The sequence below is a fragment of the Enterococcus sp. 7F3_DIV0205 genome, from assembly GCF_002141365.2.
Classification (GTDB): domain Bacteria; phylum Bacillota; class Bacilli; order Lactobacillales; family Enterococcaceae; genus Enterococcus_L; species Enterococcus_L palustris.
Map to the genome: position 1 here is coordinate 2632702 of NZ_CP147244.1, position 14868 is coordinate 2647569.

Below are 14868 nucleotides of genomic sequence, written 5' to 3' on the forward strand. Positions count from 1 at the left end.
ACTAGAGATCGACAGAATAACGTTTGATCGGTCTCTCCTTCAGCCTTTAAATAAGTATGACTATATTGGAGGATGAATCTATGCAAAAACGTGTCATCACATTGCTGATGGTCGTCGTTGGCGCAAGTTTAGGTATTTCACTGTTACCGATGGCTTGGGACATGGCGAAACAGGCAGATAACACATGGCTGAACAACAACTTTACTAACAGTTTGATTGGTGCACTTATTTTCTTTATTTTATCGTTAGGGTTAGCAAAGTATATTGTTTCAGGTGTTAAAAAAATAGAAGCAGCATTAAACGAAATGAGTTTGACTTATCTTTTATTCGGGAGCGTGGGCGCAATCATTGGTCTGATCATTGGTGTGATTATTTCGATCCCAATGTATAATTTGAATATTCCGTTTGTAAATAGTGTCTTACCGATTTTGGTCATGATCATTTTTGGCTATCTTGGTTTCCGTATGGGGACGACACGAATCGATGAGTGGCGTAAAATTTTTACACCGCGACAAAAGAAAGTTCAATCTGAAAATGATGGAGAAGTTCTAGAACGCAAAGTGGAAGATCATTTCCATAAATATAAAATTTTGGATACTAGTGTAATTATCGATGGGAGAATCTATGACATTGCTAAAACGGGATTTTTAGAAGGTGTTATTTTAATTCCTAATTTTGTTCTGTATGAACTGCAGTATATTGCAGATTCTGGAGATAGCTTAAAGCGTGTCCGTGGACGTCGTGGATTAGACATTTTAAATGCGTTACAAAAAGAAGATGGCATCTCTGTGGAGATGTACGATGGCGATTTTGAAGATATTTCAGAAGTCGACAGTAAGTTGATCAAATTAGCGAAGTTGTTGGATGGTGTCGTTGTTACAAATGACTATAATCTAAACAAAGTTTCTGAATTCCAAAATGTTCCTGTCTTGAATATCAATGCGTTGGCTAATGCTGTAAAACCTGTCGTGATTCCAGGTGAGACCATGAATGTGATGGTGGTAAAAGCAGGGACAGAACGTCAGCAAGGTGTGGCTTATTTAGATGACGGTACAATGGTCGTAGTCGAAGATGGACAGCATTACATGAATGAACACATTCAGGTAGTTGTTACCAGTGCGCTACAAACTGCAGCTGGTCGGATGATTTTTGCGAAGCCTGCTCACTCAGGACGCGGTATCGACGACAGTAAAGAAGAACACAAAGCCAATGAAAGAAGCTAAAAATAGAAACAAAGCGCTGGATTATGAAGTCATATTGTTGGCTGCTGGACAAGGTAAGAGAATGGGCGCCAGTCGGAATAAGATTTTATTGCATTTAATCGGCAAACCAGTTATTTCTTATTCATTAAATACATTTTTAAATGATCCTGCGTGCAAGCACATTGTCTTGGTCACACAAGAAAATGAACAAGATTTAATAGCGGCGATGGTCAAAAAAGAAACAAAGAAAAAAAGATGTCCAATCACGATCGTCTCTGGTGGTTGTGAACGGCAATACAGTGTCTACAATGGGTTGAAAGCATTACTCGATCCAAGGAATATCGTGATGGTCCATGATGGTGCAAGACCTTTTGTTAACTTGACACAATTGAAATTGTTACATCGAAAGGTACAAGAAACGAGAGCGGCAATTTTAGGTGTTCCAGTCAAAGATACAATCAAACGTGTGATCGATGGAATCGTTCAAGAAACAGTTCCACGTGAAACATTATGGCAAATTCAAACGCCGCAAGCTTTTTACGGGACTGACTTACTTTCGGTACATGCTTGTGCACAACAAGAAGGTTATTTAGGAACAGACGATGCATCGTTGATCGAAAAATATAGTGACTTACCAGTCTCGATGGTGTTAGGAAGTTATGAAAATATCAAATTGACGACCCCAGAAGATATGTTGATCGGCGAAGCAATCGTGAAACGAAAAAGAAGCTAGGTGAAAAAATTATGATACGAATTGGACAAGGATTTGATGTTCATCAATTGGTAGAAGGACGTAAATTGATCATCGGTGGTGTTGAGCTTCCTTTTGAGAAAGGCTTGTTAGGACACTCAGATGCAGATGTATTGCTGCATGCAATCACAGATGCCATTTTAGGTGCTGCAGGACTTGGAGATATCGGTCATTTATTTCCTGATACAGATCCAAGATTTAAAGATGCGGATTCAATGAAATTATTATATGAAGCAAATCAAAAAATTTTGGCTGACGGCTTTACTATTGGCAATATTGATTGTACAATTTTAGCAGAACAACCAAAAATGAAACCTTATTTGGAATCAATGAAAGAAAACATCGCGAAAGCGTGTCAAATTGAAACGAATCAAATCAATTTGAAAGCAACAACGATGGAAAAAATGGGTTTTATCGGTCAAGAAGAAGGTATGGGAGCGATCGCGGTCGCTTTACTTGATAAATAGAAAGAGGAATGCACAATGACAAAAGTACGTGTACGTTACGCACCAAGTCCAACTGGACATCTGCACATCGGAAATGCAAGAACAGCTTTATTCAATTACTTATTTGCCCGTCATAATGATGGTGATTTTATTATCCGTATTGAAGATACAGACCAAAAAAGAAATATTGAAGATGGTGAAAAAAGCCAACTAGAAAACTTAGCATGGCTAGGCATGGATTGGGATGAGTCTCCTGAAAAACCAGGTGAGTACGGTCCTTACCGCCAATCTGAACGTGGCGAAATTTACCAACCATTGATCGATCAATTGTTAGTAAGCAATCGTGCCTATAAATGTTATTGTACTGAAGAAGAGTTGGAAGCTGAAAGAGAAGCACAACGTTCTCGCAGTGAAATGCCTCATTATTCAGGGAAATGTGCCGATTTGTCACCTTCTGAACAAGCAGAAAAAGAAGCGCAAGGACTTAAACCAGTCATTCGTTTCCGTGTACCGAGAAATACTTCTTACACATTTGAAGATATGGTCAAAGGTGAAATCGTTTTTGAATCAGATAATATCGGCGGCGATTTTGTTATTCAAAAACGTGATGGTATGCCGACTTACAATTTTGCTGTAGCAGTAGATGACCATATGATGAAAATCACACATGTTTTACGTGGGGATGATCACATTGCGAATACGCCAAAACAATTGATGGTGTATGAAGCATTTGGTTGGAAAGCACCAGAATTTGGTCATATGACGTTGATCATCAACTCAGAAACAGGGAAAAAATTAAGTAAACGTGACGAATCGATTTTACAATTTATCGAACAATACCGTGAACTTGGTTATTTACCAGAAGCTATGTTCAACTTCACAGCCTTACTAGGTTGGTCACCTGTTGGAGAAGAAGAAATCTTCTCCCAAGAAGAATTGATCAAAATCTTTGATCCAGAACGTTTAAGCAAATCACCAGCAGCTTTTGATGGGAAGAAACTTGAATGGGTCAATAATCAATATATGAAACAATTAGATTTAGATGTTTTAACAGATATGTGTCTTCCTTACTTAGTAGCTGAAGGCAAAGTCGAAGCTCAACCAAGCAGTGAAAAATTAGAGTGGTTGAAAAAAGTTGTTAGCTTATACCAACCACAAATGAGCTATGCTGCAGAAATTGTCAATGTATCTGAATTGTTCTTCAATGAACATCCAGTCTTAGATGATGCAGCAAAAGAAGTACTAGCTGGCGAAACCGTTCCTACTGTTTTAGCTGCTTTCAAAGCGCAATTAGAAGCGATGGACGTCGTTGATGTTCCAAGTATTAAAGCGGGGATCAAAGCTGTTCAACAAGAAACAGGGGTTAAAGGTAAAAACTTATTCATGCCGATTCGTGTCGCTGTTTCAGGACAAATGCATGGACCAGAATTAGGCGATACGATCGAACTTTTAGGAAAAGAAAAAGCCTTAGATCATTTAAATAACGTTTTATAATAGAAATATGTAGAGAAGAAGAAGTAAAAAAGCGTATGTCTTTAGAGAGACTGTGGATGGTGAAAACAGTTGTCAGCACTTTTTGAAATGCATCTTTGAATAGTTTCGGCGATACGTAGCTGAAAACGGCCAACAACCGTTATCTGTTTTGAGGCAGGGAGACCTGTGAAAAAAAGTGGAACCACGCATAAGCGTCTTTTAAACGAAGTTATTTCGTTTAAAAGGCGTTTATTTTTTTATTATCTAGCTTTATTAGGCTAAGTTCTTTGGAAAAAGCTAAAATAGGCCTGTGCCCAAAAACGTCCTAAACTTAGTTTCTATTTTTCTATCAGACCTGAATGATCCAGCTACAACTTTATATCTAAAATCGAATGAGAGGAGCAAGAATATGAGTTGGTTAAAAAGAGCTGTTAGAGCAGTCAAAAACAATGATCCAGCAGCGCGCTCAACGTTGGAAGCATTGCTTACATATCCAGGGTTGCATGCGTTGTTTTGGCATCGTTTTTCCCATTTTTTATATCGACATCGTTTGTTTTTATTAGCGAAAATCCACGCTCAGTTTTGGCGATTTTTAACAGGGATCGAGATCCATCCCGGTGCAACGATTGCGTCAGGTGTTTTTATCGATCACGGAATGGGCGTTGTGATTGGTCAAACAGCAGAAATCGAAGAGGATGTCGTGTTATTTCATGGAGTGACCTTAGGCGGTACAGGGAAGGACACAGGGAAACGTCATCCAACCGTCAAAAAAGGGGCGATGATCCATGCACATGCGCAAATATTGGGGCCTGTCACAATTGGTGAACGGGCTAAAATCGGAGCAGCAGCTGTTGTTTTAACAGATATACCAGACGATGCAACAGCTGTAGGAATTCCAGCAAAAGTGGTCAGAATCAAAGGAGAAAAATTGGAGGTAGCGTATGATTCAAATTTATAATACATTAACGAGAGAAAAAGAAGAATTTCAGCCGATCGAGGAAGGGAAAGTTCGGATGTATGTCTGCGGACCGACTGTTTATAACTATATTCACATTGGTAATGCTCGTAGTTCAATGGCGTTTGATACGATCAGACGTTACTTAGAATATCGCGGATATGAAGTCAATTATGTGTCAAACTTTACGGATGTCGATGATAAAATCATTCGAGCTGCTAAAGAATTGGGTATTACAGCACCAGAAGTTGCGGATCGTTTTATCCATGCATTTGAAGAAGACACCAATGTTTTGAATGTTAAACCAGCAACTCTTCATCCTCGAGTAATGGATCATATGCCGGATATTTTGACCTTTATCCAAGCATTGATCGACAAAGGCTATGCTTATGAGTCACAAGGGGATGTTTATTATCGAACACGCAAATTTGAAGGCTATGGAAAACTTAGTCACCAATCAATCGATGAATTAGAAGTCGGAGCGAGCCAACGTACCGGTGTAGAAAAAGAACTGAAAGAAGATCCGTTAGATTTTGCCTTATGGAAAGGGGCTAAAGAAGGCGAGATTTTTTGGGATTCTCCGTGGGGAGCTGGCCGTCCGGGCTGGCACATTGAGTGTTCTGTTATGGCAACGAAACATTTAGGTGATACAATTGATATTCATGGTGGCGGTCAAGACTTAGAATTTCCTCATCATGAAAATGAAATTGCTCAAAGCGAAGCAAAAACAGGTAAGACATTCGCTAATTACTGGATGCACAATGGCTTTGTCACAATTGGCGAAGACGATGAAAAAATGAGTAAATCGCTAGGGAATTTTGTCACGGTTCATGAGTTAGTAAAACAAGTCGACCCTCAGGTGCTACGTTTCTTCATGGCGACTACACAATATCGCCGTCCCATTCGTTATAGTGAAACAACGATGAAAGAAGCAGGTGTCAATTTACAAAAATTAAAAAATGCATTTGAAAACTTGTCATTTAGAACAGCTGACGCAGTAGCAGAACTAGAAGAAGACGGTCAAAAGCTAAAAGAATTAGCTGACTTAGAAACACGTTTTACGACTGAAATGGATGATGACTTTAATGCAGCAAATGGAATCACGGTAGTCTACGAAATGGCTAAGTGGTTGAATCAATATAGTGAACAAGAAGCTGTATCAACTGTAGTAATCGAAAAAGCGCTAGAACAGTTCGCGCAATGGTTAAGTATTTTCGGTATTTTCTTTTTATCAGAAGAGCTATTAGATGATGATATCGACCAGTTGATCGAAGAACGTAACCAAGCACGTGCAAACCGAGATTTTGCCCGCAGTGATGAAATCCGTGACTTATTAAAAGACAAAGGAATAACCTTGGAAGACACAGCCCAAGGAACTAGATGGAGAAGAAGTGAATGAGAGATTATACTCAGTTAAATGGTTTAGCTTTGGCGTATGTAGGAGATGCGATTTATGAGATTTATATCCGTGACTACTTAGTGGAGCAAGGACAAACCAAACCTAATATATTGCACCGTATGGCAACGCACTATGTATCAGCTAAGGCCCAAGCCTTTTTGATACAAGAAATGTTAGAAGAGCAATTACTTTCAGAAAATGAAGAGTTAATGTACAAGCGCGGCCGCAATGCGAAAAGCCACACGTCGGCTAAAAATGCTGACATCACAACGTATCGAATTGCGACTGGCTTTGAATCGTTGATGGGGTATCTGCATTTAACCAAACAAACCGAGCGTTTGGAAGAATTGATCGATTGGTGTATAAAAAAAGTAGGTGAAAAAAATGAGAAATGATAAAAAGCGTCCCTTCAAGGGGAACAAATCACAAAAAAATCAGCCGTTTAAAAAAGAAACAATCAAAAAAGAGCGTGAAGTCTCACAAGAAGAGATCGAAGATAACTTTGTTTTTGGGAACCACGCAACGATTGAGGCGATTCAACAAGGGCGAGGAAACAAGTTATTTCTTCAAGAAGATAGTAAAAGTGAGAAAGTTGAACACCTAAAGTTACTGGCAAAAGAAAATGCTGTTCCAGTAAAATGGGTACCAAAGCAAAAACTAGATACAATGACCAACCATGGTGTGCATCAGGGGATCGTACTGGCGATTACAGCTTATGAATACTTGACGCTAGACGAATTACTTGATCGGACAAAAGAAAAGACAGAGACACCATTTTTCTTGATTTTAGATAGTTTAGAAGATCCGCATAATTTTGGTTCGATCTTGAGAACTGCAGATGCAACAGGTGTGGATGGCATCATCATTCCAAAACACCGCGCGGTAGGAATTACGCCAGTTGTGACAAAAGCTTCGACTGGTGCAGTTGAGTATATTCCAATTGCACGTGTCACGAATTTAGCCCAAAGCATTGCAACACTGAAAGAAAATAGTTTTTGGATTTTCGGAACAGATATGAAAGGCACGGACTATCGCAAATGGAATACCCAAGGAGCTATCGCTTTGATCATTGGTAATGAAGGTCGTGGTATGAGCCAAGGACTTCACAAAGAAGTCGATGAATTATTGACGATTCCAATGAGTGGACATGTTCAAAGCTTGAATGCTGGTGTTGCAGCAGGCTTGTTGATGTATGAAGTGTATCGCGGACGCAATCCTCTTTAGATACTTAGTTTAATGGCGAGATAGAAGCAACTGTGAATGTAAGTTTCTATCTCAGCATCATTATAAAGAAGGTGACAAATAAAGTGAAAAAACAGTTGTTGATCGTTGATGGTTATAATATGATCGGATCTTGGCCTGAATTGGTTCAGTTGAAGAATCAAAATAAACTTGAAGATGCTAGAGAAGTTTTATTGCAACGTTTATCTAATTATGCCAAATATGAAGATTTAGAAGTCATTGCTGTATTTGATGCGCAGTTGGTTCCAGGCATTCAGCAAACGTATAAGAAATATCGCTTAACAGTCGTTTTCACGAAAGAAGAAGAGACTGCAGATAGTTATATTGAGCGGATTGCAGGAGAGAAAAATGATCGATTGACTCAAGTCACAGTAGCAACGAGTGATCTGGCGGAACAATGGCTAGTTTTTTCAAAAGGAGCGTTACGAGCATCAGCGAATGAGTTGTATAAAAATGTTCAGAAAACGGAGCGAACAATTGCAATTCATGCAACAGATATTCATTTTCAAGATTTTCGACGAAATTCTCCATGGAATATAGAGCAATTATCAAAATTGTCCGATAAATTGGACGAATTGTCCAAAAAGAAAGATTAATTGCATATTTACTTCTAGTTATTCAAAAAAAAGTGGTACGATTTTTTCAAGCATTTTGGTAGAATGCTTGGAAGGAGAATGTTGTTGATGAATAAGTATGAAGATGTTTTAAAGGGAGACCCAGTAGTATTTGACCGTTTGTATCGGAAATATCATCCTGTCGTGTATAAGTTTCAAAAAAAGTATTACCTGAAGGATTTTGATCGAGAAGATTGGTTGCAGGAAGGTCGGATCATTTTTCATCGCTCATTAGAAAAATATGAAGAAGTGCATAATGTCTCTATCGGAAAATTTTTTAGGTCAAATTTTGAAAATCATATTCGCAGTTTGGTCAGAAAACAATGTGCGCTTAAACGGACGATTGATACGCAGTCCATCTCTTTAGATCAAAAAATAGAAAAACAGGGAGAGGCATTTTTCGACTACATAAGTGTGGAAGATACAGATGCGTTAGAGCAGATGATCATAAGGGAGAAATTAGAGCAACTGCCGACCATTTTATCCCCTTTTGAACGAACTACATTTGAGGAATACATGAATGGCAAAGAATTAGAAGAGATTGCCAGAGACACAGATAGCCGAGAAATTACTGTTCGAAGTGCTTATGACCGAGCCAAAAAGAAACTTAGAGCCATTATTTATGATTAAATGAGAAATTTGTCATTTTTCACATTAAATAATTATCCATTTATAAAATATAATTAGTTGCATTTCATTTTCTGCTATGGTAAACTTGTTATTTTTATTAATATGTGGTAAAATGGGATTTGAGGTGAATGCAATGCCAACAACTTTAGCTTCCATTAAAAAAGATCTAGAATGTCGTATCGGCAGCAAAATCACATTAGTTGCTCAGACCGGCAGAAAGCGTCAAACTGAACGTAACGGTATTTTGACAGAAACGTATCCATCTGTCTTCGTTGTAGATTTAGATCCAGATGAAAACTCATTTGAACGAGTTTCTTATAGTTATTCGGATGTGCTAACCCGCACAGTAGAGATTGAATTTGTCAGTGAAGCAGTCTAAAAAATTATTGATTTTAAAAATAGAGCCAAAGCGTAAACGCTTTAGCTCTATTTTTTATTTATATAATATTGAGTGGATTCTTTACACTAATTCCCAAACATTTGAAGTGGATGGCTGAGCTCCTTTGGTCCACCATTTTGCTTTGTATGTTTTACCTTGGAAAGTTACACGTTCACCTGCAGTGTAAGCTTTTTTAGAATTCCATTCCACAGCCGTTGGAGAAAGTGATTTCCAAGCGTCTGATTCTTCAGGTTTTTCATTTTGAGTCCACCATTTTGCTTGATATTTCAATCCGTTGTAGAAAACGACATCCCCCGAATTGTAGACTTTTGTTTTATCCCAAGTTGTTTTTCCAGAGATAACTTCTTCTTTTTTAGTTGTAACAGTGAAAGCTTGACTAAGTGGTGAAACATTTCCACCTAAGCTATAAGCTTTAATTGTATAAGTGTAAGTTGTATCAGCTTTTAGTCCTGTGTCTTTGAAGTGCGTATTTCCAGTAGTTACGATTTTTTTACCATCACGGAACACTTCATAATTTTTGACCCCTAAAAAGTGATCAGATTTTGTCCACATTAAATCTACAGATGAAGTTGTTGTTTCCATTGAGTGGATACCTGTAGGTACTGTGGGATTCTGAGTGTCTTTTTGTTCAGACGATTTCGTTAATACGTTTACTGGAGTAGATTTTTCAGATAAAAGACCATTTGTCCCTACTGCTTCAATTTGATAACTGTAGTTTGTATTTTCTTGTAACTGTTCGTCAGTAATCTTATTTGCTGAGGTAGTAGCTATTTTATTATTGTTTCTATAAACGTTATATTCTTGTGCGCTATCTACTTTTGTCCACGTTAATGTTGCAGCCTTAGTTGTTACGTCGGTTGTTTTCACATTTGTTGGTGCTGTTGGTGCTTTTTCTGGTTTTGGAGGTGTTGTTTCAGCCCCATTTTTGATATTTACATCGACTGCTTGATAGAACGCAGCACCTGTGTTGCTAACATCCCAAACACCCAAAATAACATGATAGCCTGTGTGATCTGCTGGAATATCTATAGTGTGTGTTAAGTTAGTATTTGCTTGTGCTCCTGTAAATGGCACATTTGAGATTAACTGGAGATCGCTACGTTTAATGGGGCTATTTGGATTCCAGCCATTTTTTGTGATGTAATAAGTCCAGCGGCTTGTTGCGTGAGTCGCCGTATAATTCCAAGTAATGTTCAATTTACCAGAATTTATGTCATTCATCTTCCAATAATTATCTTTTTGAACACTAAGCTGACTACCTAGTGCATCATTGGCAGAAACAATTTTTCCATCAGCAGGTCCGTTTCCTGAGGCGCCAGTTTCCCATGAGAATAAATTGATCCCGAAATCTTTTGAAAAACCTTTTCCAGTTTCCAAACTTTGCGGTTCGTTTATGACCGCTCCATATTTTTGCTGTGCGGCTTGATAGCCAATCGTATTTTTTTCAAGTGCTCCATAATAAGCTCTGGATGGCGGACTTGAGATATAACCATGGGCAGAAGCATCTTGAGAAGTGAACATTCCTAATCCGCCTAGAATAATCGACGCAGCTAAAGTAACACCTAATACATTTTTTTTCATACTTATTCCTCCTATAATAAAGTAGTTTATATTTATTCTCACCGTCATGAGAATAAAAAGAGTATAGCGCGAATTTTTATGATTATTCATTCAAAAATGTCATTATTTTTCTGTATAATAAGCCAAAATCGTCCTTACTTATCAAAATATGGTTGAATAACAAATGTTTTTTTATGCTCAGGATAAATAGGAAGCTCATTTTTGTTCAAAAATGTTACCTAAAATGACGGTTTTTGGGAATTATCGAAAAGTTACGAATTTGAAGTCAAGTATGTAAAAATTATAAGTAATGTAGAGTAAAAACAATGATTAATCGAACAAAGGCTAATAGAATCAATTCGTTTATTTTACCCTTGTCGTGTAAAAATAGAGTATAGTCAAAAGTGATCTTGTGCAGCTGCCGTGAGATCACTTTTTTATTGTAAATTATACGAGTAAATGATCACTTAAAAAATATTAGTTAGTAAATACGATTAAATAAATAATTAGATAAGAATAACTTCCTTATTGTGATGAAATATAACTGAAATGTATTTATCAAAGAAGGAGTGACCCAATGACCGTTAATAGTAATTCCAGTATTGCAGGAGGTATTTCAGCTTCATTTAGTCAATCAGCTAGTGCTTTAAATAGTATCAGTGTTGCTGTGTCTGCGTCTAGTACTAATGTTTCAGGCAATGCCCCAGCAGTCCAATCATTGAATAATTTTCAACAAGGGTTAGCAGGGTTATCTACTAGTGTGGTTTCCGCTGGTGATAATATTCATTCTGTAGCAAAAGAGTTTGACCAAATAGATCAAAAGATTGCCCAGCTAACAAAATTCAACTTTCCTGGAGGTCTATAATGAGTGAAATTCAGGAACAAAAAGAATTTGATCAGCAGAACTATCAGTTCAGAATCCGACTTGAACAACTTCAGGACGATCAGTTAGCTAGTAGAAAAGAGCAACGTTACCTTGAAGAATTACAAGAAGAATATTTCCAGCTACAACAACAAGAGCAAGCAGCTTATGATTTTGTCTTAGGAAATTGTGATCCTGAGGAACGATCTTTCTTTGAAGAACGAGGAGACGATAGTCTTCACCTTGCAAAAAAAGCCCAACGAGAGTTTGATGAACAACTCCTTCAGCTTAAAAAAGACGAACGCAGCTTGTTTGATCAGGAAGAAAAACTCAAAGCAGAGCAACATGCGTTTTGGAAGAAGTCGGAGGAGAAAGAAAATGGGGCTTAAATTTTATGTGAGCGAAGCACAGTCGCGATCTATACAAGCGTCACAATTAAGCAATCAAGCGAACCAAGCAATCAATTCATTACAATCCAGTATTCAGTTATTTTTATCAGCACCACTATCTAGCAAAGCTTATGATTCAGCCAAAAGTTATTTTATGGTGGCTTATACACCGTTGTGTCAATCTGCTATAATGACTGGTGAAGCGTTGGAAAGTGCACATAAAAAGTTTCTTAGTGAATATCAAGGAACAGTAAGTGGGATTGATACGGATGAAGATTTGATCCTAGAAGAAATTAATCAGTTTGAGCAGTTAAAGCAGCGTTTAGACCACCAAATGAGTACTGCTAAAACACCACGACCAGACTTAGAACGGAGATATATCAATGCCTGTGAAAGTATTGATAAACGTCGAGAAAAATTAGAAAAGTTTCATGCCTACGATGGTCAATCAGCAAGTTTCTTTTCAGATTATGAAGCGAGTCAGCAAGAATTTAATGCGGGTCTTGCACAAGTAAAAGAGTGTAAAGCGTGGAATCCAGCTTCAGGAACGTTTGATTTAGGAAGATTAAATATGTCCTGGGCAAAGCCGATCAATGATCGCTGGAAAGCACGTGAAAAAGCATTAGAATCAAAAAGAGCTGCTGAAATAAAAGCAGCAAAAGAGCTGTTAAACGGATACGATGTCATGCGGTTAAAGAACGGGAATGGCTATGAGTACATGATTTTAAAAGGATCAAAGTATCTTAATCCGAAAGATTTTCCTGAATTGTATGCAGCGATTAATACGTGCGGAGATTCATTACCAGCTAATCGTTTTATTGAAATGACTGTTAAAAAGGGAATTGTTGATCCATCGATTGCTATACCAGGCCTCGGAGGTTTAGGAAATATAAAGAATGTTGTTAAAGGTATAGGAACGGCGATTCTTTCTGCTGGTGTTTTGACAGCGCTGAATAATGCTCCGTCTATTTCGTTTAGTGATGCAAATACAGACGAAGTTGAAATTGAGATACCTAAGGACGTACAAAGAAAAATAAAAAAACTTTCTCCAGAACAGAAAAAAGCGTTGGATAATGCCTTAGATAAACTATCAAAAGGAGATAAAACTGGATTACATGACCACGCTCTTTCCGGAAACCGAAAAGGTGAACGTGCTTTTGATATTAAAGGCAAAGGGACAGGTAATAATAGAGGTGGAATCCGTGGAACTTATGAAACTGACGGAAAAGGAAAAATTAGGTTGAAGGATGTAATCAGAGGGCATAAATATTAAATTAGAAGGAGTTTATTATTTTGGAAACTAGAATGAAGCATGTATTATTAGAAGTGTATTATGAAGATGGATTAGATCTGGAAAAAATGTTAATAGAAGGCTTTACCTTTGATGAATTAAAAGAAAAAGATATTAAATTCACTTATGCGGATTATGAATTATGTTTTGCTGGTGAAGCAGGAATTGTCCAAAATTTAGAAGATTTTATTGGTTTTGGTGGAGAAATGGATGTAGATTCAGATTTGAATAAAACTGATTATCAAACTCACAGTGATCGATTAAAAAGTGAATGGGAGATAATTTCTAGAAAAAAAATCGAAGAAGCCTATAAGGATTACATGTCTTTCAAAAGAACGTATGTAGAGTCAAACGGAATTATCGAAGATACGGAAGACTGATAAATCAAATTATTCAATTAGAAACAGATCATTCAAAAAAATTGGTTCTTCTGTTTAATTGAGATATCACAAGTGATCTTGCGCAGCGGCTAGATCACTTTTTTCGTGATACATACATATAATGATTAGAAACTGACACAAGCACGTTGAGTCAGTTTCTATTAATTGTCTAATTCCCAAAAACATTCGTTTTGGGTAGAGGTTGATAACAAAAAGATTGAAACAAAATTGGGCAGACTATTTCTGCAGTACACAGAAGAGTCTGCCAAAAAGTTCAAGTTGGATTAATTTCAAGTAAGTTTATTTAATTGCTGATTGTATGTGTTATTAATTTTTAGTAACTTTCATAGATGATGTTTTATCATTAAATCCTTCTAAAAATGGTACATGCATAGGACCTTTAAAAATATAATTTCTATCCTTGTATTTGTCATCATCAAATAGTTGTACAGTGTATCCTTCAGGAACTCGTATACTTGAAATTCTATCATTACCAAATGAAAGGTCTTTTTTTCTATAGTTTCTAGCACTTAGTTCTTGTTTTCGACCACCAAATGTATCATGTTCGTATACGACAGGCACTTTTGGTTCAGATCCTAAATCTTCTACGATTATAGATGATGTTTTTTTACTAAAACCATAATTACTTAATCCGACATTGCCGTCTTTAACTGTCTGGTAATTATAAACTTTATAGTGATAAGCTGGCGGTAAGGGTGGTAAAATCGGTTTCCCATCGTGACTTTCTATTGTAATACTCTTTCCCTTGTAATTCTGATTTTCAGTAAGAATAACACGTGTGTTTGAACTTAAGGTTACAGTAGTGGCCGAATCATTTTTAAGACGAATAGCATTTCCATCCTTATCTTTACTCCCATTATATATCCAAGTCGTGTTCAAAAAATTTGTGGTATTTGTGTATCCTCCATTACTGAAAGTAACACCGCCTACGTTTGCTGATGCTGCTTCAACCTCAAGGCTATAGCTTGCTGACAATGCAATCACACAACTTAATGGAAGAATGGATGTTAGTAATATTTTTTTCATAAGATACCTCCTCTATGTAATTTAATAATAACTTAATGATAATAATATGTAAACAATAGATTGGTAAAGTTTTTTTATATTTAAAGCTTCACTTTTGGTTTGCTGCACTATTTGTGTAACTTTGGCTTAAATCATGTACCGAATAAAATGAGAAAGTAGTCTATCAATCAAAAAAGTAATAGTTTTTCTAACGTGCTATCAAAACTTAAAAGTATTGATCGAATAAA

At 37.0% G+C, this 14868-nt stretch carries 17 protein-coding genes and 1 other annotated feature; of the genes, 15 read left to right on the top strand and 2 right to left on the bottom strand.

The features are described 5' to 3' along the window. The first annotated feature begins 80 nt into the window (after positions 1–80). The 11 genes from A5821_RS12375 to A5821_RS12425 all read left to right on the top strand — a co-directional run bounded on the left by A5821_RS12375 (position 81) and on the right by A5821_RS12425 (position 9091). On the top strand, positions 81–1223 hold the full coding sequence (locus A5821_RS12375) for a PIN/TRAM domain-containing protein (RefSeq protein ID WP_086314908.1): 1143 nt from the start codon (positions 81–83) through the stop codon (positions 1221–1223). Then, entirely contained in the window at positions 1210–1935 is a 726-nt protein-coding gene (gene ispD / locus A5821_RS12380; RefSeq protein ID WP_086314910.1) for a 2-C-methyl-D-erythritol 4-phosphate cytidylyltransferase, read from the top strand. Before A5821_RS12375 ends, ispD begins: the two co-directional genes overlap by 14 nt. Before the next feature lie 11 nt (positions 1936–1946). Continuing rightward, the gene (ispF, locus tag A5821_RS12385) at positions 1947–2420 is read left to right on the top strand and encodes a 2-C-methyl-D-erythritol 2,4-cyclodiphosphate synthase (RefSeq protein ID WP_086314912.1); all 474 of its coding nucleotides are present in this window, start codon (positions 1947–1949) and stop codon (positions 2418–2420) included. Between the two features lie 15 nt (positions 2421–2435). Next, entirely contained in the window at positions 2436–3893 is a 1458-nt protein-coding gene (gltX, locus tag A5821_RS12390) for a glutamate--tRNA ligase (RefSeq protein ID WP_086314914.1), read from the top strand. Position 3894: 1 nt separating this feature from the next. After that, positions 3895–4095: a binding site (T-box leader), on the top strand. 186 nt (positions 4096–4281) lie between these two features. Further along, positions 4282–4830 (top strand): serine O-acetyltransferase EpsC, encoded by a 549-nt coding sequence (epsC, locus tag A5821_RS12395; protein WP_086314916.1) that lies wholly within the window; start codon positions 4282–4284, stop codon positions 4828–4830. Further along, positions 4814–6226 carry a cysteine--tRNA ligase gene (gene cysS / locus A5821_RS12400; protein WP_086314918.1) on the top strand — a complete coding sequence of 471 codons (1413 nt, stop codon included), beginning with the start codon at positions 4814–4816 and terminating at the stop codon, positions 6224–6226. Before epsC ends, cysS begins: the two co-directional genes overlap by 17 nt. After that, complete coding sequence (locus A5821_RS12405) at positions 6223–6621, top strand: Mini-ribonuclease 3 (protein WP_010770360.1); 399 nt, start codon at positions 6223–6225, stop codon at positions 6619–6621. Before cysS ends, A5821_RS12405 begins: the two co-directional genes overlap by 4 nt. Further along, positions 6602–7450 carry a 23S rRNA (guanosine(2251)-2'-O)-methyltransferase RlmB gene (gene rlmB / locus A5821_RS12410; protein ID WP_170923035.1) on the top strand — a complete coding sequence of 283 codons (849 nt, stop codon included), beginning with the start codon at positions 6602–6604 and terminating at the stop codon, positions 7448–7450. Before A5821_RS12405 ends, rlmB begins: the two co-directional genes overlap by 20 nt. Before the next feature lie 83 nt (positions 7451–7533). Continuing rightward, positions 7534–8064, top strand: coding sequence for an NYN domain-containing protein (locus tag A5821_RS12415; protein ID WP_086314922.1), 531 nt, complete (start codon positions 7534–7536; stop codon positions 8062–8064). 87 nt (positions 8065–8151) lie between these two features. Continuing rightward, a complete protein-coding gene (locus A5821_RS12420; RefSeq protein ID WP_086314924.1) occupies positions 8152–8712 on the top strand; it encodes a sigma-70 family RNA polymerase sigma factor in 561 nt (186 codons plus the stop codon). A gap of 133 nt (positions 8713–8845) precedes the next feature. Next, positions 8846–9091, top strand: coding sequence for a Veg family protein (locus A5821_RS12425; RefSeq protein WP_010761984.1), 246 nt, complete (start codon positions 8846–8848; stop codon positions 9089–9091). A gap of 81 nt (positions 9092–9172) precedes the next feature. Here the strand turns inward: A5821_RS12425 and A5821_RS12430 are convergent, their stop codons facing one another. Then, a complete protein-coding gene (locus tag A5821_RS12430) occupies positions 9173–10693 on the bottom strand; it encodes a lytic polysaccharide monooxygenase (protein ID WP_086314926.1) in 1521 nt (506 codons plus the stop codon). Between the two features lie 556 nt (positions 10694–11249). On the opposite strand from A5821_RS12430, the gene A5821_RS12435 reads away from it, so the two are divergent. Genes A5821_RS12435 through A5821_RS12450 form a run of 4 tightly spaced genes read left to right on the top strand, consistent with a single transcriptional unit; the run spans position 11250 to position 13594 of the window. Beyond that, positions 11250–11537: a TIGR04197 family type VII secretion effector gene (locus A5821_RS12435; protein WP_086314928.1), complete on the top strand. Its 288-nt coding sequence runs from the start codon at positions 11250–11252 to the stop codon at positions 11535–11537. Then, positions 11537–11923, top strand: a complete 387-nt coding sequence (locus A5821_RS12440; RefSeq protein ID WP_139844062.1) for a hypothetical protein — start codon at positions 11537–11539, stop codon at positions 11921–11923. The genes A5821_RS12435 and A5821_RS12440 overlap by 1 nt, the downstream gene beginning before the upstream one ends. Continuing rightward, positions 11913–13196, top strand: a complete 1284-nt coding sequence (locus A5821_RS12445; RefSeq protein ID WP_170923036.1) for a hypothetical protein — start codon at positions 11913–11915, stop codon at positions 13194–13196. The genes A5821_RS12440 and A5821_RS12445 overlap by 11 nt, the downstream gene beginning before the upstream one ends. A 20-nt stretch (positions 13197–13216) precedes the next feature. After that, positions 13217–13594 (top strand): hypothetical protein, encoded by a 378-nt coding sequence (locus A5821_RS12450; RefSeq protein ID WP_086314932.1) that lies wholly within the window; start codon positions 13217–13219, stop codon positions 13592–13594. A 327-nt stretch (positions 13595–13921) separates the two neighbouring features. Here the strand turns inward: A5821_RS12450 and A5821_RS12455 are convergent, their stop codons facing one another. Continuing rightward, a complete protein-coding gene (locus A5821_RS12455) occupies positions 13922–14641 on the bottom strand; it encodes a beta/gamma crystallin-related protein (protein ID WP_086314934.1) in 720 nt (239 codons plus the stop codon). Positions 14642–14868: the final 227 nt, after the last annotated feature.

Bases quoted from the DNA above. Each gene is read 5' to 3' on its own strand.
- A5821_RS12445 (WP_170923036.1), top strand. From the start codon at position 11,913: ATGGGGCTTAAATTTTATGTGAGCGAAGCACAGTCGCGATCTATACAA.
- A5821_RS12435 (WP_086314928.1), top strand. From the start codon at position 11,250: ATGACCGTTAATAGTAATTCCAGTATTGCAGGAGGTATTTCAGCTTCA.
- epsC (WP_086314916.1), top strand. From the start codon at position 4,282: ATGAGTTGGTTAAAAAGAGCTGTTAGAGCAGTCAAAAACAATGATCCA.
- A5821_RS12440 (WP_139844062.1), top strand. From the start codon at position 11,537: ATGAGTGAAATTCAGGAACAAAAAGAATTTGATCAGCAGAACTATCAG.
- A5821_RS12405 (WP_010770360.1), top strand. From the start codon at position 6,223: ATGAGAGATTATACTCAGTTAAATGGTTTAGCTTTGGCGTATGTAGGA.
- ispF (WP_086314912.1), top strand. From the start codon at position 1,947: ATGATACGAATTGGACAAGGATTTGATGTTCATCAATTGGTAGAAGGA.
- cysS (WP_086314918.1), top strand. From the start codon at position 4,814: ATGATTCAAATTTATAATACATTAACGAGAGAAAAAGAAGAATTTCAG.
- A5821_RS12425 (WP_010761984.1), top strand. From the start codon at position 8,846: ATGCCAACAACTTTAGCTTCCATTAAAAAAGATCTAGAATGTCGTATC.
- A5821_RS12375 (WP_086314908.1), top strand. From the start codon at position 81: ATGCAAAAACGTGTCATCACATTGCTGATGGTCGTCGTTGGCGCAAGT.
- A5821_RS12455 (WP_086314934.1), bottom strand. From the start codon at position 14,641: ATGAAAAAAATATTACTAACATCCATTCTTCCATTAAGTTGTGTGATT.
- A5821_RS12420 (WP_086314924.1), top strand. From the start codon at position 8,152: ATGAATAAGTATGAAGATGTTTTAAAGGGAGACCCAGTAGTATTTGAC.
- ispD (WP_086314910.1), top strand. From the start codon at position 1,210: ATGAAAGAAGCTAAAAATAGAAACAAAGCGCTGGATTATGAAGTCATA.
- A5821_RS12430 (WP_086314926.1), bottom strand. From the start codon at position 10,693: ATGAAAAAAAATGTATTAGGTGTTACTTTAGCTGCGTCGATTATTCTA.
- gltX (WP_086314914.1), top strand. From the start codon at position 2,436: ATGACAAAAGTACGTGTACGTTACGCACCAAGTCCAACTGGACATCTG.